The sequence below is a fragment of the Sebaldella termitidis ATCC 33386 genome (assembly GCF_000024405.1).
Lineage (GTDB): Bacteria > Fusobacteriota > Fusobacteriia > Fusobacteriales > Leptotrichiaceae > Sebaldella > Sebaldella termitidis.
Window position 1 is genome coordinate 2,384,962 of the sequence record NC_013517.1, and the last position, 17,610, is coordinate 2,402,571.

Consider the following 17,610-nt stretch of genomic DNA (forward strand, 5'->3'; position numbering starts at 1 on the left):
ATTCTAATTACTTGCCAGTATTTTTTCCAAATCCAGATGCGGTTTTATCTCCTCGTCTTTTATTAGATTCAAATCCACATGACAATAGCCTTTGGGATTTTTTATAAGATAATTTTGATGGTACTCTTCGGCATTCCAGAATCTGCTCTCTTTTTTTATATCAACCACTATTGGTTTATTATATTTTCCAGCCTCATCCTTAATAAAATTTTCTGCAATTTCTTTATCTTCAGCTGTTTTATAGTATATCCCCGTTCTGTACTGTGTCCCTATGTCATAGCCCTGTCTGTTCAGAGATGTAGGATCTATTATTCTGAAAAGATGTTCCAGAATTTTTTTCAGTGTAATTATATTTTCATCATAAATTATTTTACAAGCTTCAGCATGATTTGTAGTTCCGCTGCATACTTCCTTATACGTAGGATTCTCACTGACACCGTCTGTATACCCTACTTCTGTTTTTATAACTCCGTTAAGTCTTTGGAAATATGCTTCAACACCCCAAAAACATCCGCCTGCAAGTATAATTTCTTTCATATTTTATCACCTCGTGTAAATAAGATACCATACTTTAAGATATTTTTCCATGTTTTATATTTTTTTCTTCTCTTTTGAAAAAAATGTATTATAATATATTATAAGAGGTGATATTAAATGATCTTAAAAATTAATTCTTCAGCAAAAAATGAATTTATCGAAGTAACAGCTATGGTGAAAAATACCATACAGGAAAATAAATGGAGAAACGGTATACTTTTTTTGAATGTGCTTCATACGACTGCCGCACTTACAATAAATGAAAATGCAGACGATGATGTAAAAACCGATCTTATTAATGCCCTGAATGATTTAGTTCCGGACATCAGATATTATCATACGGAAGGAAACAGCGATTCACATCTGAAAGCCTCCCTTATAGGCTCTGATCTCACGGTACAGGTCGTAAACGGAACTCCAGTTCTGGGACGATGGCAGGGAATTTATTTTTGTGAATTTGATGGTCCGCGGTCAAACAGAGAGATAAAAATACAGTTTATTGAAAAATAATATTAGTGTAATATCTAAGTTATAAATAAGACATTACACTACTATATATGGAAGCAGAAATGCTTCCTTTTCTTTTTTTAAATGAGTCTGTATTTTTTCAGAGCATTATAAATACCGTTATTGCTGACATTATCAGTTGTCATATAGGCGATATCTTTGATTTCTGCCACTGCATTTCCCATAGCCGTACTGTATTTTACCAGTTCCATCATTTCTCTGTCATTCTTTCCGTCTCCGAATGCATATGTATTCTCATACGGTATTTTTAAGTATTCATACAGATACTTTACAGCCGTTCCTTTGGAAAATCCTGAGAGATAAATATCCATATGCGTATTTGGACTTTCATAAATATGATAAATCCATTCTGAAGGAAGATTTTCTATAGCATTATACATATCATTTTTATTATGAAATAATGCTGTTACCGCATTTATCTTTTCATCAACAGGAATACCCAGTCTGTAATCCGGTTTTCCGTATATTTTGTCATGTTCGTTTATAAGAAAATTATCCGCTTCACTGATTAATATATCATGGTATCCTCCCATTATATATGCTCCGTTAAATTTTTTCAGTACTGTCATCATATTAGTAAGCTGATCTGCAGAAAAAACTTTATTATGTATTTCATTTCCCTGAAATTCAATATAGTTTCCGTTTGACAGCACCATACCTGAAAAAGGCAGGCTTTTTAGTTCTTCTGTAAGATTTGTTCTTGCAGTAGCAACTATACAGTAATTCCCTGTTTTATCCAAAAGCTCTATCGCTTTTTTTGTCTGATCCGGAACATTATCCATTCCTATGGAATGGTCTAAAAGTGTTCCGTCAACATCAAAAAAAATTATATTTTTCATAACTGATCTCCTTTTCTTATATTTAAAATTTCTTCCTGAAATTTTCAAATTATATAATTCGTATAAGAATATTATGCGGCTTTTTTTCCTGCTCTTCGTTTTTTTAATAAAAATATCTGTTCCAAGATCACTCCCAGAAGTGATCCGGTTATTAAACCATTTCCTGCGAATGCTGAAATTATTGACGGAAGCCCGTTTAATGCCGATTGCGGCAAAAATGATATTCCCACGCCTGCCAGTATGGAAATACCTATTATTGTATATGAATTTTCCTCATCAATGACCTTTTTCAATTCAAATAAAGCCATGCTTATCATTTTTGAAAAAAGTACAAAGGTCACAGAATACCCGATTGCAGCCGGCAGAGATGCCATTATGTTTATAAACTTTGGAAACAGTGAAACGATGCTTACCAATATACAGCCTGCCAGATAAGGAACCATAGATTTTTCACCAATCTGTGCTACAAAACCTGCCGAGCTGGAAACAGGTACTGTCCCTACTGTATTAAATGTACCGCCCAAAATCTGGTTTATACCCGATACAAGGCCGGAATTCTTATACTTTTCTACTAATTTTTCTTCATTGTCTCCCGTTATGCTTCCCATTATACTTATCGAAGCCAGCATATTCATTATTAACAAAAAAGTTATGAAAAAAGCTGTGGAAGCCATGCCCGGATCGAATTTCGGCATACCGAACGCCAAAGGTCTGGGGAAGTTTATTATTTTATCTGTAAATATTATTTTTCCGGTTTTATTAAACATCATAAAGATAAGCCACCCTGCTCCTATGCTTAATAAAATGGAAAACTGTCTTATTCTCTTATTCTTTGAACTTCCAAGGCAAAAAGTAAGTATAATCACTCCTATGCTTAAAACTGCAGTTACAGGCTCTATTACCTGATTCTGTGCATTTATTCCAATAATGCCTTTTATAAATGTTCCGCTTAACTGTAATGTAAGTAAAAGAAGGTAAATAATAGTTATTACAGGACTGAAAAAAACAGAGATTTTATCCATCAGGCCTGTAACGGAAAGAATTATAAATAATATTCCGCTTAATATCATTCCGCCGGAAAATATCTGCAAAACCTCTATATTAGTGGCATAACCCGCTGCTATCATCCCACTGTATATGCTTAGAACACTCCACCACAGACCAGCCGGACTTTCAGATATCGGCATTTTATGCCCGAAAAACCCCTGTATACACCCTGCTATCCCCAGAATAAAAAGTGTATTTTGCATTAATATCAGTGTTTCCTGCGGATTCAGCATATATAAGTCAGATACTGAAATTGGAACTGCTATTGATGCTGCTATTATAAAAAGCATCCATTGCAGTCCCAAAATAAAGTTTTTCATACTTTTCCCCTTTCAAGACAAATATTTCAAGATTCATATTCTTCTTATCATTTAAACCTAAAAAGGATTAATTGTCAACACTTTTATAAAATACCGCCGAAACGATTTATAAAATTCAATCTCCAAATGGAGAGCCTGCCGCTTTTACAGCTTAAATATAAAATCGGATATTTTTATTCTGAAAAATCTTCTGTTATTTTAATTTATAAAAAATTTTATGAAAAAATAAAGACTGTATCCCGAGGATTTAACTCTTGAAATACAGTCTGTTTTTTATATATTCACTTTTTTATTAATATATTGGTTATTTCAAATACTGATAAGAATAACTCATCTATATTTAGTATCCAAATATTTCCTCAAGTTTTAATTCTTTTAATGTGCCGTATTTTTCGAGATCCGCTTTCAGAATATTTTCTTTTTTTCCTATGATTATCATATTATACTTTTGATTCGATATATTCTCTTCAAAAAAAGCTTTGAATTCCCCATAAGTCATACTTTTTACTTTATTATACACATACTTTCTCGGATCATCTTTAAGCCCCAGCCTTCTGTTTCCAAGATAAGCCTGATATATGTCATCCTTTATTATTCTCTGATTTTCTATATTTTTAAGAATAAGCTCCTTAGCCTTGATAAACTGGTCTTCTGTTACTATAAACTCATCAAGAAGCCCTTTAAAAGAACTTATGGCATCATCTGTTTTATCAGACTGCGTGCCGATATAAGATATCAGATAAAAAGAATTACCTCTTTTGTCAGGTGACTTTATATACGAATAAGCACTGTAAGCAAGTGCTTTTCCCTCTCTCAGCTTCTGAAACGGTATAGATGAAAGCCCCTCTGAATATAATGTACTGTATAACATAGAATACGGCAGCATTTCCAGTGTAAATTTTCCTTCTTTACTCAAAATCATAATATCATTTTGAATACTGTCGTAATTGGCATAATAAATTTTATTTTCTGTTATTTTCTGTTCCTTATATTTATCAGGTGCTTTCTCCGTTTTTGGATTTTTCACCTCGAGATTATTGTTTAATGGTAATTTCAGCGTACTTATATCTCTCGGACCAAAATAAAAAACCTCATGTTTATAATTAAACAGATCTTTTATTTTTTTTACAAGTTCATCAGGATCCATGTTTTTTATTTCTTCATTTGACGGAACATCATTAAACGGATTCTTGGAACCGTACATTATATAATTGCTGATACCGTTTATTGCTACGTTTTTATTTTTCTTTACTTCATTTTTTCCTGTGATCAGATCATCTGTATAATTTTTATAAATTTCACTGTCTGCTTTGATATTAAGTACATAATCCTGAAGAATTTCAAGCCCTTTTTCAAATGACTTATCAAGACCGCTAAGTACTATTATTACATTTTCCGAGTTCATATCTATAGATATGTTTAAAGCATTTTTATATAACATTTCTCCAAATTCTTCTGGTGTATAATTTTCAGTTCCAAGATAATCTGAATAATTCAGTGCTATTTTCAATTCCCTGTCATTATATGACCCTCTGTCAATAACATATGCCAGCTTAAATATGTCCGAGGTCGTATTTTTTATATAATAAACATCATTTTTATTCGGAAGCTTGAAACTCTGCATATCTTTTTTAAAATCAAGAAATTTCGGCGAAATATTTTTGGTTTTTTCATTCATAAGCTCTTTTGCAAACTCAGATCTGTTAGTATTATTTAGATCCAGCGGAGTTATTTTTGGTTTTTCCACAGAAACTTTCAGCTTATTTTCTCCAGTCTTTTTATAGACCACCACATAGTTATCTTTAAATCTGTCGTTTGAAAATTTTACCATGTCATCTTTAGTAAGTGAGTCAAATTCTGTTTCGGCAGCAAGCATTGAATCCATATTTTTATTATTTATAAACAGATTTTTGAATCTGTCTACAAGATAGCCGTTATTATCCTTTGCCTGTTCACGTCCCAGTTCCACGTTATTTTTTACTGACTGTATCAAATCATCATTATAATTTCCCGTTTTTAGATTATTAATCTCTTCCAGAATAATATTTTTGACGTCTTCCAGACTTTGTCCGGCTTTAGGAATACCCACAAGCATGAATGTAGTATAGTCTCTGCTTGACAGGATCACTTTTTCCAAAGACAGTACTTTCTGCTTTTGAAGTACATTAAGATCTATAAGTCCGGCCTTATCATTCTGAATCATTTCTGCCAGAAGACCTAGTTTTACACTTTCAGACTGATTGATTTCTCCGTCAAATCTGTAAGCTACAGCCACAAAATCAGTCTGTCTTCCCTCCACTGTATCTACAGCTATTTTAGTAAAATCTTTTGCAGTGTATTCCTTGAACTCCAGCTTATCATTTTTTCTAAAATCTCCCCAGTATTTTGTCAGCAGTTTTATAGTATTATCATAATCAATATCCCCGGACAAAATAATTGCCATATTATTAGCTACGTAATATTTATTATAAAAATCCATGATTGCAGTCATAGAAGGATTTTTCAGGTCCTCTGCACGGCCTATGGTTGTCTTTTCACCATATGGGTGTCCACTGTAAAGTCTTTTATTTATATCATTTATTACCCAGAAAAAGTCATTATCCTGATTTTGGTTAAATTCTTCATATACAGTTTCCAGCTCTGTATGAAACAGCCTCAAAACCAATCCTCCAAATCTTGTTCTTTCCAGCTCTAACCATCTTTCCAGCTCATTTGAAGGAATTTCCAGCACATAGACCGTTTCGTCATTATTGGTAAATGCGTTATATTTTTTCCCGCCTATACTTTTTACAATTATATCCAGCTCATTAGGAGCCGCGTACTTTGCTGCTTCATATGAAAGCTTGTCTATTCTGGCATATACAGCATTCTTCTCTTTCTGTGTTTTTGCTTTTTTATGTTCTTCGTACAGATTAGTTATTTCCTCAATATAAGGCTTTTCAGCTTCCCAGTTTACAGTCCCTATTATCTCATTTCCTTTGAACATCATATGCTCCAGATAGTGTGCTAAACCTGTGTTATCACTGGGATCATATTTTGATCCGGTACCTACGACTATTCTTGTCTCTATAACCGGTTTTAGTTTATTTTGTGCCATATAAACCTTTAGCCCGTTAGGTAGTGTATATAAACGTCCCAAATTTTCATTTTCTTTAACTGTTTCATATGTATACCCGTTTTTATCAGTTTTCAGCTCTACATCAGCCCTTAACAGCGAAAATAAAAAAATATTCAGTATCAGTCCAAATAACACCCATGAAAATCTTTTACTTTTTATCAACATTATTACCTCCTTTTCCACTAAGTATTTTACGATATTTTATTTAATAGTTCAAGAATTATAAAAATTACTTTCTTTATTTTTATTTTCAAATAAAAAAATTCATAATAAGCCGGCAGAATAAAACTGCTTAACTTAATTATGAATTTTTTTAAGTTTCAAATATAATATTAATAATTAGTATTATTTAACTCAAAATATCCTTGGTCATGTAAACATGCTGGACACTTAACAGGTGCTTTATCTCCTGTATGAACATATCCGCATTTAGTACATTTCCACTCTACTACTTCAGATTTTTGGAATACAGTATTAGTTTCTATATTCTCAATCAATTTTCTGTAACGTTTTTCATGTCTTGCTTCTACCTCGGCAATTTTGTCATAAGCTGCTGCAATAGCACCGAATCCTTCTTCACGTGCCACTTTTGCAAATTCAGGATATAAATCTGTCCATTCTTCATTTTCTCCTGCTGCTGCTGCTTTAAGATTATCAAGTGTTTCTTCATATAATGCTACAGGATATTCAGCTGTTATTCCAAGCATTTCTCCCTGCAGTTCTTTATCTTCATTCAAAAATGAGAAAAAACGCTTAGCATGCATGCTTTCCTGATCAGCTGTTTCTTCAAAAATATCTGCTATCTGGATATATCCTTGTTTTCTTGCTACTTTTGCATAGTATGTGTATCTTCTGTTTGCCTGTGATTCTCCGGCAAATGATTTTAATAAATTTTCTGCTGTTTTAGTTCCTTTTAGTTTCATGTCCCTACCTCCATTTTATATACAATTATATATAAAACAATATACCTTTTCGCCAGTAAAGTCAAGGAAAAATTAACCTTCTACTCACTAAAAAATTTACGGTCATATTATTTGAAACGCTAACTAAAATAATAAACTTCCCAAAAATGTAATGCTTTTATAAAAATTTTCTTTTCATTTACATTTGGCAGCATTATAAAATCATATATTTTCTTTATTCGTCTTCTATTTTTTTGATAATTGCTTTTTTAAAATTTTCAGTAATTAATAAGGTTCTAAATAAATAATTAGCCTGTTCGTGAGAAATTGAGTCCAATTCTTCTAATAATTCAAAATCTTCAACAGCTGCAGCATATGTGATATATTTATCTCTTATTATTCTATAAAATCTATTAAACTCCATTTTTCCCTCCTAATCTGATATCCTGACCTGCATATCCGCATTTCTGACACATACAATATGAAAAAAAGAAGGTGCGGCACATAAGGCACCAACTGGTAATGACACAAGCAGTGATTAAATATACAAAACTATTTAACTGTATATAAATAGTTCAAAATACTGATGTGATATCTTTTCAAAATATGTCAACAAATTCAGGAAAGACAGTACTTCATTAACATAAAAAGTTATGAAGACTGTGTGTGCTAATTTTCATAAGATTTCAGAATTTTTACTACCCCGTTCAAATCCTTTGTTTCCCTATATATTATTTTTGTTATTTCTTCATTTGCTTTGAGCAGATCCGGTATCATAACCGGTATCATCCCTGCACTTTTGGCTGCTCTAAGACCGTTATACGAATCTTCAAGAACCATAGTATTCTTAACATCGGCTTTTAGTTTTTCCGCTGCTTTCAGAAATATTTCCGGATCGGGTTTCCCGTTAAGAACTTCATCCCCACAGACTAAAAAGTCAAATCTGTCAAATATTCCTGCATTTTTCAGCATGTATTCAGCTTTTTCCCTTTTTGAAGATGTTGCTACTACTTTTTTTATATTATTTTTTTCAAGATAATCTGCCAGCTCAAAAAAACCGTTTTTTATTCCTATTTCCTTATTTATTGATGCAGACAGCAGTTTCTTGTCTATTTCCTGAAATACTTCTTCAAAATTGACAGGTTTTCCAAGATATTCAGTATAATAAGCTTTTGTAGATTCATCATTCAGTCCCACAGTTCCCAGAATTGCTTCTTCTGTTATGTTATGTCCAAAATCCCTGAATACCTCCAGACCAAACTCCAGATATAATTTTTCAGTATCCAGAATCAAACCGTCCATATCAAATATTACCAATTCTATTTTTTGCATTTTTTCACCTATTCCTTATTAAAAATTTGAATTGCATCTTCAAGGCTGCTGTATGTTTTGTATATAATTTTATTAACTTCTTCTGTAGGCTCTATTGTATCCGGAATCATTACTGGAATCATCCCGGCGCTGTGTGCGGCTTTTATCCCGTTTATTGAATCTTCAAATACAAGGCATTTTCCGTATTCTGTTTTAAGATTATCGGCTGTTTTCAAAAATATTTCCGGATCAGGTTTTCCATTAAGAACTTCATCTCCGTACATTGTCAGGTCAAAATATTTCATTGCACCTGATTCGTTTAAAAGTCTCTCGGCTTTTACACGACGGCTTGATGTTGCTACTGCCATTTTCATGTTAATGCTTTTTAGAAAATCAAGCATTTTGAACAATCCTTTTTTTACTGGAACTCCTGTTTCATCAAAATAATCCGAGTATTTTTTGTCCAATATTTTCCAAAATTCGGCAAACGGAAAATTTTCATAACCCTCTGCCTTAAAAATTTCTAAAGCCCATTTGTGATTAGTTCCCACAGTTTTTCTCAAAATATCTTCTTTTACATTGTACCCCAGATCTTTTGCAGCACCCGGAGCAAATTTCAGGTACATCATTTCTGTATCAAACATCAGTCCGTCCATATCAAATATTACCAATTCCACACTTTCCATCATTTTTTCGCCCTCTCCTGCTATATTTTTTTGTAATAATAGTTATATTATACACCATTTATTATGAAAATTATTATTATTATTACTTTTTAATTTATATATTATATATATTTTGTGACTACTTGTACTTAATAATTGTATATGTTATTATAAAATAAAAAGAAATTGTGAGGTGCCTATGAATTACAAAAGTACAAGAAATAATGAAAAAACTGTGAATTCCAGCTATGCAGTCCTTCACGGACTTGCCGGAGACGGCGGGCTTTATATTCCCGAAAATCTTCCTTCAGTTGATCTGAATTATGACATTCTAAAAGATATGTCTTATCAGGAGACCGCTTTTTATGTTTTAAAGGAATTTTTTCCGGATTTGGGTGATGAGGAGCTGAAGAAATCAATAAATAACGCTTATAACACTGATACCTTCAATACGCCGGAAATAGCTCCGGTAGCTAAACTTGATCAAAATATAAGCCTTACGGAGCTTTTTCATGGAAGAACACTGGCATTTAAGGATCTTGCTCTTTCACTGTTTCCTTATCTGCTTACAGCTTCTAAAAAAGCAGAGAATGAAAAAAATGATATACTTATACTTACTGCCACTTCCGGTGATACTGGAAAAGCTGCTCTCGAAGGATTCCGTGATGTTCCCGGCATCAAAATCATTGTATTTTATCCTAAAAACGGTGTAAGTCCTATGCAGGAAGATCAAATGAGAAAACAACTCGGCGGTAATGTAGATATTGTTGCTATTGAAGGAAATTTTGATGATGCACAGTCTGCCGTAAAAGATATTTTTTCCAGTCAGGAATTTAAAAATTTATGTCAGGAAAATAATACGACTTTCTCAAGTGCAAATTCTATTAACATCGGGCGTCTTTTTCCACAAATAGTTTATTATGTTACGACTTATGTAAATCTCAGAAATAAAGGAATTATTACAGAAAACGAAAAATTCAACGTAGTAGTTCCCACAGGAAACTTCGGTAATATATTAGCTGCATTTATAGCAAAAAAGATGGGTATACCTATAGATAAGCTTATTTCAGCTTCAAATGAAAATAATGTTCTTGCTGATTTTTTCAAAACCGGTACTTATAATAAAGAACGTCCGTTTTACACTACAAATTCTCCTTCAATGGATATCCTGCTTTCATCTAATTTTGAAAGATACCTGTATTATGTTACCGGGGAAAATTCTTCACGTATATCTGAATTAATGGAAAATCTTATGAAAAATAACACTCTTTCAGTAACTGAAGATGAGCTGACAGAAATACAGAAAGAATTCTACGGAGATTTTGCCACTGAAAATGAAACTGTGGATTCTATAAAAAAAGTTTATTCAAAATTTTCTTATTTAATGGATCCTCATACTGCTGTAGGTTATGCAGTTCTGGAAAAATATCTGAAAGAAAGCGGAGATAAGACTCATTCTGTTATTATTTCCACTGCACACCCGTATAAATTTCCGTATGCTGCAGCATCAGCACTTAATTTATCCGAAAAAGAAAATCCGTATGAGATGCTGGATGATTTATCAGCTGTATGCGGAATTAACCTTCCAAAGCAGCTGGAAGAACTAAAAACTCTTCCATTAAGATTTTCTGTTATTATAAACAAAAATAAAATTTCTGATTATGTCAGAAATAAAATAACTGAAAAAAAATAGTGAACATGGATAAAATTATTAAACTGATTCCGTTTATACTGACTGAAAATAGCTGGCAGACGGTAAAACAGACAGTGTCATTTGACTGATTATAAAACAATATATGACACTATAATGATTTTATCCTGTTTTTTATAATAATACCACGTTTATATAATTTATTTTTTTATTCTAATTTCGCCCCTTTATTAGTTACAAATATATAAAAAAACTAGACTCACATCATGAGCCTAGCACTTAAGGGGGTTTTTAATGAAGAAAACAAAGTTTCTTATAAAAACACTTACAAATTATCACTGTCTACTTATTTTTTTATTTGAATATCCTTTGTTTTTGCTTTGAGAAATTATGTAACAGAAAAATCTTTTATATTTGTTCCAATTTACCCGATTATATACTATAATAAATTAAATAATAAATTTAGGAGGAAAGATGAAGAAACTCTGGGAAGGTCGTTTCAAAAAAGAAACCAACAAACTGCTTGAAAAATTTAATGCGTCTATTTTATTTGACTGCAGAATGTATGCTGAAGATATAAACGGAAGTATCATACATTCCAGAATGCTTGCAAAGCAGAATATAATTTCTGTTGAAGAACAAAAAGAAATAGAAACCGGTCTGCTTAAAATAAAAGAAGAAATTCAAAATGAAAATTTTGAATTCAAGATTGAAGATGAAGATATACATATGGCTGTCGAAAAACGGCTTACTGAATTAATCGGTCCTGTTGCCGGAAAACTTCATACCGCAAGAAGCAGAAATGATCAGGTTGCTTTAGACATAAGAATGTATACGCGTAACAAAGCTCACTATATTACAGAGCTTCTTATTTCTCTTGAAAAAACACTTATTAATCTTGCTGAAAAAAATATAGATATAATAATACCGGGTTATACTCATCTCCAAAGAGCCCAGCCCATATTATTTTCCCATCATCTGATGGCTTATTTTCAAATGTTCAGACGGGACATCACCAGACTTTCCGATTATCTTGAAAGAAGTGATGAAATGCCGCTTGGTGCCGGTGCTTTGGCAGGTACTACTTTTAATATAGACAGACATTATGTAGCACAGGAACTTGGTTTTTCTGCTGTTACGCAAAATAGTCTTGATTCTGTTAGTGACAGAGATTTTATCATAGAGCTTTCTTCTGCTATTTCTATTATTTCCATGCACTTATCAAGATTTTCCGAGGAAATAATAATCTGGTGCACTTCAGAGTTCAATTTTTTGAAGCTGGATGATGCATTTTCTACAGGTTCGTCTATTATGCCGCAGAAAAAAAACCCTGATATCCCAGAGCTTATTCGTGGAAAAACTGGGAGAATATATGGAAATCTTATGGGAATACTGACTACTATGAAGGCTCTCCCTCTTGCATATAACAAAGATATGCAGGAAGACAAAGAAGGAATTTTTGATTCTATAGATAATATAGAGATTTCCCTTGAAATTTTTAATGAAATGCTTGCTACGATCACTATTAACGACGGCGAAATACTGAAATCCATGAAATACGGCTTTCTAAATGCTACTGATGTGGCTGATTATCTTGCCAAAAAAGGAATCCCTTTTAGAAATGCCCATAAAATTGTCGGTGAGATCGTAAGCAGCTGTGAAGATAAAAAAATAGCAATTGATGATATGACTCTTGAAGATTTTAAGAATTTTTCACCTGTATTTGAGTCAGATATAACAGAGATCATAAAAACTGAAAATTGTGTAAATGAAAGAAAATCTTTCGGAGGTACTTCAAAGGATAATGTTCTTATGCAGATTAAAAACGGTAATGATTTTCTAAATTCATTAATATCTTAATTTATTTACTACAGTATGTCACAAACAACTTAAGTATATATTTTATATATTTTTTTTGAATTTAATTATATACTTAGGTTATTGACATTATTATAAAATTATGGTAAATTCTATTTATAAATATGTTATTAGGAGGAGAGATAATGAGAAATAATTTTAGGATAATGTTTTCACACAATTTTATTCAATAAATTCCTATTACTGTTTTTTCATTATATTTCTGTTAGTTTTAATTTAATAGTATTAATTCAGTCAATGGGTACCCATTGATTTTTATTTTTAAAAAATTTTAGGAGGTTAAAATGTCAAAAGATAAGGTAGTACTGGCTTATTCAGGAGGACTCGACACATCTATTATTATCCCGTGGTTAAAAGAAAACTATGATTTGGAAGTAATAGCCTGCTGTGTAAATGTCGGTCAGGAAGATGATATGGAAGAAGTAAGAAAAAAGGCTGTAGAATCGGGAGCTACCAAAGTTTACGTAGAAGACAAAAGGGAAGAATTCGTAAGGGACTATGCTTTTAGAGGACTGAAAGCCGGTGCTGTTTATGAACATAAATATCTTTTAGGGACTGCTTTTGCCCGTCCGCTTATTGCTAAAACACTTGTAGATGTTGCTCATAAAGAAGATGCAAAATATATATGCCATGGTGCCACAGGAAAAGGAAATGACCAGGTAAGATTTGAAACTGGGATTGCTTCTTTTGATCCTGAATTAAAAATAATCGCCCCATGGAGAATGTGGGATATAAGTTCACGTGAAGATGCTATTGATTACGCTAACAAGCATGGTATAAGCGTACCTGTTACCAAGGAAAAAATATACTCGAGAGATCAGAATTTATGGCATATTTCACATGAAGGCGGAGATATAGAAGACCTTACTACAGAACATCAGGAAGATATTTTATATCTGATGACTACTTCTCCGGAAAAAGCAAAAAATGATCCTACTTATGTAGAAATTTCATTTGAAAAGGGCTGGCCGGTTAAAGTAGACGGAAAAGCTCTTGCTCCTGTAGAATTATTGGAAACACTTAATAAAATTGCAGGAGAAAACGGTGTAGGAATTACAGACATCGTAGAAAACAGAATTGTTGGTATGAAATCGCGTGGAATATATGAAACTCCGGGCGGAACTCTTCTGATGGAAGCTCTGAATGAGCTTGAATGCATAATTTTTGATAAAGACACACTTAATTTTAAAAAGCTGGTTTCTCAAAAATATGCTGATCTTACTTATTCAGGTCAGTGGTTCACACCATTAAGAGAAGCTCTTGATGCTTTTGTAGATAAAGTACATGAAAATGCGACAGGAACTATAAAATTAAAATTATATAAAGGAAATATAAAAGTAGCAGGAAGATATTCAGATTATGCACTTTACAGTGAAAAAATCTCATCTTTCGGGGACAGCGGCGAGCTTTACAGCCATAAAGATGCTGAAGGATTTATAAAGCTTTTTTCACTGCCAAATAAAATAAGAGCATCTAAGAAATAATTATATTGTAAATAAAAAATGAACTGCCCCAATCTTATATGAAGCAGTTCATTTTTTATTTTTTTGTATTACGTAATCTTAATAATCTTACTATTTCATTTTTTATATTTATTGATTCATTTTGCAGCTTGTCTCCGCTCACTATTATTTTACCTTTTTCATCTATGTATCTTATAAGATTTTTATTTGAATCAAAATAGTATCTTTCCTTATGAATCTTTGTTCTTTTCTCGTTGAATTTCTTATCTGTTATCGGAGCATTATAAGTATGTCTTTCCTTATATACAAATATTGGATAATTATCTCCAAAATAGATTTCTTCATGCATTTTTCCCGTTTCACCAAAATAGCCTGCCACAATTACCTTTAGTCTTTTATTTTCATAATAATAAACTGCTTCTCCGCCTTCTGTACTGTTTCCATTATCAGGAACGGCTACCTTCTCATATTTAGGCATATCTTTTTGTATAAGTTCGTATTCTGCCCTCACATCTTCCACAGTTAAAAATTGCTTAGAATAAGTCATAGTAAATAAAAAACACATAGCTATCAAAAAATATTTTTTCATTTGTCCCTCCTTCATTTTCTGTTAATTAATTTGTATCTACGTTAAACATATCATTAGGATCTGAATTTCCGCTTTTTTTATCCTGCGGTGTGTAGTCCACAGTAACCCCCTGATTTTGATTATTTCCATTCTTGACAATATTTGTACTGTTAGTATCATCTGTTGGTGTTTTAGTCTTATTTGGTGTTCCTCCTGTCAAAGACGGAGCCTTGTCAATAGGTGAATTAAATAACGGATCATTGCTTGCATTTGTTTTCGCAGAACCGGCTGAATTTAATATTGCCAGATTCTTCTTAGCATCTTTATCCCCGTTTGCAGCAGCTATGGCATACCACTTCTTAGCCTCTTCCATATTATTCTGTTTATGATATGTTATTGCTATAGGCATAGAAAGCTCTTTCATACCGGAATTGTAAGCTTTTTTCAGATATTCTCTCGCTTCGGTATTTCTGTTCTGATTAAAATAGATAAGTCCTATTCCTCTGTTTGCATCTTTTTCACCACGTGCCGCCGCTCTTTTGTACCATTTAAGTGCTTCTGACATATTATTCTGATTTGCATTTATCTGGGCTATATTTATATCTACCCTTTTTTCACCGGCATTATAAGCTCTTTCAAACCATCTTTTAGCCTCTGATAAATTCTTATTGTTCATATATGTTCCGCCTATTGCTGCCAGCATGTTTTTATCATTTGTATTCAGTGCATATTTTTCCGACCACTTCAGGTATTCTTTTTCATTACCCATTTCCCTGTTAATTATAGCAAGGTTTCTTATTGCATCATTATTTCCTTTTTCTGCAGCCATTTCCAGCCATTTTTTAGACTCTTCTTTTTCATTACTCTGATAGTAAAATGCCGAAAGAGCCAACATTGCCTGAACATCACCGTTTTTCGCAGCTTCCTTGGCTTGTTCTATCTTAGCCTGATCTACATTCTGTTCGGAATCCATTTTCCCGTCATCAATCATACTTTGTCCAAGTGCTGTTATTTCATTTCCATTATTAATATTTTCCGTTGCTGCTGCATCTTTTTTCTGTTCTGTATTATCTTTATTTTTCTTTTCGCCGCAAGAAAGTACTAATAATAAAGAAAACAATATTAAAATTCTTTTCATACTTACCATCTACCTCTTTTTAATCAAAATATTTAAAATGACCCAATTTCTGTAAATCTTTCTATATGAAATAAAGTATCCCTAAAAATTCCTGTTGTCGGTTCGTCTTCATAGTTTAATGTAAATATCCCGTCTTCATTATTCCATAATCTTTCAAAGTAATCGTTCATTTCTAAGTTAATAGGAGCCTCTGCATCAGTTATTATTCTCAGGTTGGCATCCATTATAAACCCTCTGATGTTCTTTCTTATAAAATTCGAAGAACCGCCGTTTATAATTACTGTTCCGTTTTTCTTCTCTATTTTCATATATTTAGTGTGAAATTGTTCTCCATTTGTAAAATACCATTTTATTTGTACTTTATTTTTTGTTTTCTTCATTATTTCCTTGGCTACAGGTTTATTTGGAAGTCCGTTTGTGTCCATTCCAAAAGCATCTTTATTCCTGTCAAGGATCATTCTTATTTCTACTCCCCTGTTTGCAGCATCTATCAGATGCTTTATTACTTCTTTATCAGATAAAAAATACATTCCTATCTGAATTTTATCCCCCGCCCTTGTAGCTTTTATATCTCTGTCCAGTGCCTCTCCTACTTTCAGCTCTGTTATCATCTTTACCTTATATCTGGAATCCTCATAATCAGAGTATTCATAATCAGGCTCTACATCTATATCTTTATTTGAAAATTCCCCCACTAATTTCGCATTTTTTATAGACTCGTTGATAATATTCCCGTTTACTTCAAAAGAAGTGTTGCTGTTATAGTAACTCGCATCATGAATATTAGCCGAAGTTAATATTAATGATTTTTCAGTAGTAAAAATTTTTCTGTGGTCTGCTTTTACGTTCACTGCCCGTAATATATTTCTTATTGCCATATCCGGATACTGCTTACCGTAAAAATTCGGTATCCAGCCCTTCTCTATAGGATTGCCCTGCGGTTCTATAAAAGTTCTCCAGATAGGAGAATACCATGGATATATATCCTTAAGCTTGTATATTTCTACCATTGTCACATCAATTCCGTTTTGTTCCAGCTTCTTAAATACAGGATTATCATAAGAGCCGTACAAGCGGTTATTTTCATCAGTAAGCAGATATATTTTGAAATCCTCGTTTTCTCTTTTTTTGTCTATCAGCTTTTGTGAAAACTGTTCGGTAAATTCAGGAAATTTTCCAAAATTCCTGTCATATATCTGATTATACAAAAATATATCTATTATCAGAAACTCCTCGGCTTCATCTATATTTTTATATACTTTATTAAAGATGTGTGTCTCATGTGCAGCATCTCCGTCCTTGGTAAGATATGACAAATCATATTTAAACTCTGCTATCTCACTGTGATATTCCTTGCTTTCGAAATCCACTCCCGGAGGCGGTGTTTTAATGGTACTGCATGATAGAAATAATAAACATAATACTGTTATTAGTATGCTACTGCTTTTCTTCATTTATTACCTCTCGTTTATATTCTGTATCATATTGTATCATAAACTTGTTATTAAAAAAAGAATATTAATACTTTCCTTTTGCTAAAATAATTTTATATATAAATATTTCATAAAATAAAAACTACTTCATTACAAAATCTTTTTTATTTTATGAGTGAAGTATTCCCTTTTTAGAAGTGTTGATCTCTATA

The 17,610-nt window shown here is 32.4% G+C and carries 15 protein-coding genes; 4 read left to right on the top strand and 11 right to left on the bottom strand.

The features are described from left to right. Positions 1–3: 3 nt before the first annotated feature. Positions 4–537, bottom strand: a complete 534-nt coding sequence (msrA, locus tag STERM_RS11100; RefSeq protein WP_012861707.1) for a peptide-methionine (S)-S-oxide reductase MsrA — start codon at positions 535–537, stop codon at positions 4–6. A gap of 117 nt (positions 538–654) precedes the next feature. Between msrA and STERM_RS11105 the strand changes: the two genes are divergently transcribed. Then, positions 655–1,047: a secondary thiamine-phosphate synthase enzyme YjbQ gene (locus STERM_RS11105; RefSeq protein ID WP_012861708.1), complete on the top strand. Its 393-nt coding sequence runs from the start codon at positions 655–657 to the stop codon at positions 1,045–1,047. Between the two features lie 77 nt (positions 1,048–1,124). Here STERM_RS11105 and STERM_RS11110 read toward each other — a convergent pair whose 3' ends face one another. From STERM_RS11110 to STERM_RS11140, 7 genes are all read right to left on the bottom strand, one after another. Further along, on the bottom strand, positions 1,125–1,904 hold the full coding sequence (locus STERM_RS11110) for a Cof-type HAD-IIB family hydrolase (RefSeq protein WP_012861709.1): 780 nt from the start codon (positions 1,902–1,904) through the stop codon (positions 1,125–1,127). Positions 1,905–1,975: 71 nt separating this feature from the next. Beyond that, positions 1,976–3,271, bottom strand: coding sequence for a purine/pyrimidine permease (locus tag STERM_RS11115; RefSeq protein WP_012861710.1), 1,296 nt, complete (start codon positions 3,269–3,271; stop codon positions 1,976–1,978). Positions 3,272–3,611: 340 nt separating this feature from the next. Beyond that, positions 3,612–6,554, bottom strand: a complete 2,943-nt coding sequence (locus STERM_RS11120; RefSeq protein ID WP_012861711.1) for a M16 family metallopeptidase — start codon at positions 6,552–6,554, stop codon at positions 3,612–3,614. Between the two features lie 167 nt (positions 6,555–6,721). Next, positions 6,722–7,312 carry a rubrerythrin gene (rbr, locus tag STERM_RS11125; protein ID WP_012861712.1) on the bottom strand — a complete coding sequence of 197 codons (591 nt, stop codon included), beginning with the start codon at positions 7,310–7,312 and terminating at the stop codon, positions 6,722–6,724. A gap of 214 nt (positions 7,313–7,526) precedes the next feature. Continuing rightward, entirely contained in the window at positions 7,527–7,715 is a 189-nt protein-coding gene (locus tag STERM_RS11130; protein WP_012861713.1) for a hypothetical protein, read from the bottom strand. Between the two features lie 245 nt (positions 7,716–7,960). Beyond that, positions 7,961–8,623 (bottom strand): HAD family hydrolase, encoded by a 663-nt coding sequence (locus tag STERM_RS11135; RefSeq protein ID WP_012861714.1) that lies wholly within the window; start codon positions 8,621–8,623, stop codon positions 7,961–7,963. 8 nt (positions 8,624–8,631) lie between these two features. After that, positions 8,632–9,291 carry an HAD family hydrolase gene (locus STERM_RS11140; protein ID WP_012861715.1) on the bottom strand — a complete coding sequence of 220 codons (660 nt, stop codon included), beginning with the start codon at positions 9,289–9,291 and terminating at the stop codon, positions 8,632–8,634. A 175-nt stretch (positions 9,292–9,466) separates the two neighbouring features. Here STERM_RS11140 and thrC point away from each other — a divergent pair, with 175 nt between their 5' ends. The 3 genes from thrC (at position 9,467) to STERM_RS11155 (ending at position 14,280) form a co-directional block, all read left to right on the top strand. Further along, positions 9,467–10,960, top strand: coding sequence for a threonine synthase (gene thrC, locus STERM_RS11145; RefSeq protein ID WP_012861716.1), 1,494 nt, complete (start codon positions 9,467–9,469; stop codon positions 10,958–10,960). 432 nt (positions 10,961–11,392) lie between these two features. Then, a complete protein-coding gene (gene argH, locus STERM_RS11150; RefSeq protein WP_012861717.1) occupies positions 11,393–12,778 on the top strand; it encodes an argininosuccinate lyase in 1,386 nt (461 codons plus the stop codon). Positions 12,779–13,080: 302 nt separating this feature from the next. After that, positions 13,081–14,280, top strand: coding sequence for an argininosuccinate synthase (locus tag STERM_RS11155; protein ID WP_012861718.1), 1,200 nt, complete (start codon positions 13,081–13,083; stop codon positions 14,278–14,280). Between the two features lie 55 nt (positions 14,281–14,335). Here STERM_RS11155 and STERM_RS11160 read toward each other — a convergent pair whose 3' ends face one another. From STERM_RS11160 to STERM_RS11170, 3 genes are read right to left on the bottom strand one after another with little or no spacing between them, the layout of a single operon-like run. Then, positions 14,336–14,848 carry a hypothetical protein gene (locus STERM_RS11160; RefSeq protein ID WP_012861719.1) on the bottom strand — a complete coding sequence of 171 codons (513 nt, stop codon included), beginning with the start codon at positions 14,846–14,848 and terminating at the stop codon, positions 14,336–14,338. Between the two features lie 25 nt (positions 14,849–14,873). Then, positions 14,874–15,965 (bottom strand): tetratricopeptide repeat protein, encoded by a 1,092-nt coding sequence (locus tag STERM_RS11165; RefSeq protein WP_012861720.1) that lies wholly within the window; start codon positions 15,963–15,965, stop codon positions 14,874–14,876. A 32-nt stretch (positions 15,966–15,997) separates the two neighbouring features. Further along, a complete protein-coding gene (locus STERM_RS11170; RefSeq protein WP_012861721.1) occupies positions 15,998–17,419 on the bottom strand; it encodes a phospholipase D family protein in 1,422 nt (473 codons plus the stop codon). Positions 17,420–17,610: the final 191 nt, after the last annotated feature.

Excerpts from the sequence above, each read along its gene's own strand:
- msrA (WP_012861707.1), bottom strand. The coding sequence starts at position 537 with ATGAAAGAAATTATACTTGCAGGCGGATGTTTTTGGGGTGTTGAAGCA.
- STERM_RS11105 (WP_012861708.1), top strand. The coding sequence starts at position 655 with ATGATCTTAAAAATTAATTCTTCAGCAAAAAATGAATTTATCGAAGTA.
- STERM_RS11110 (WP_012861709.1), bottom strand. The coding sequence starts at position 1,904 with ATGAAAAATATAATTTTTTTTGATGTTGACGGAACACTTTTAGACCAT.
- STERM_RS11115 (WP_012861710.1), bottom strand. The coding sequence starts at position 3,271 with ATGAAAAACTTTATTTTGGGACTGCAATGGATGCTTTTTATAATAGCA.
- STERM_RS11120 (WP_012861711.1), bottom strand. The coding sequence starts at position 6,554 with ATGTTGATAAAAAGTAAAAGATTTTCATGGGTGTTATTTGGACTGATA.
- rbr (WP_012861712.1), bottom strand. The coding sequence starts at position 7,312 with ATGAAACTAAAAGGAACTAAAACAGCAGAAAATTTATTAAAATCATTT.
- STERM_RS11130 (WP_012861713.1), bottom strand. The coding sequence starts at position 7,715 with ATGGAGTTTAATAGATTTTATAGAATAATAAGAGATAAATATATCACA.
- STERM_RS11135 (WP_012861714.1), bottom strand. The coding sequence starts at position 8,623 with ATGCAAAAAATAGAATTGGTAATATTTGATATGGACGGTTTGATTCTG.
- STERM_RS11140 (WP_012861715.1), bottom strand. The coding sequence starts at position 9,291 with ATGATGGAAAGTGTGGAATTGGTAATATTTGATATGGACGGACTGATG.
- thrC (WP_012861716.1), top strand. The coding sequence starts at position 9,467 with ATGAATTACAAAAGTACAAGAAATAATGAAAAAACTGTGAATTCCAGC.
- argH (WP_012861717.1), top strand. The coding sequence starts at position 11,393 with ATGAAGAAACTCTGGGAAGGTCGTTTCAAAAAAGAAACCAACAAACTG.
- STERM_RS11155 (WP_012861718.1), top strand. The coding sequence starts at position 13,081 with ATGTCAAAAGATAAGGTAGTACTGGCTTATTCAGGAGGACTCGACACA.
- STERM_RS11160 (WP_012861719.1), bottom strand. The coding sequence starts at position 14,848 with ATGAAAAAATATTTTTTGATAGCTATGTGTTTTTTATTTACTATGACT.
- STERM_RS11165 (WP_012861720.1), bottom strand. The coding sequence starts at position 15,965 with ATGAAAAGAATTTTAATATTGTTTTCTTTATTATTAGTACTTTCTTGC.
- STERM_RS11170 (WP_012861721.1), bottom strand. The coding sequence starts at position 17,419 with ATGAAGAAAAGCAGTAGCATACTAATAACAGTATTATGTTTATTATTT.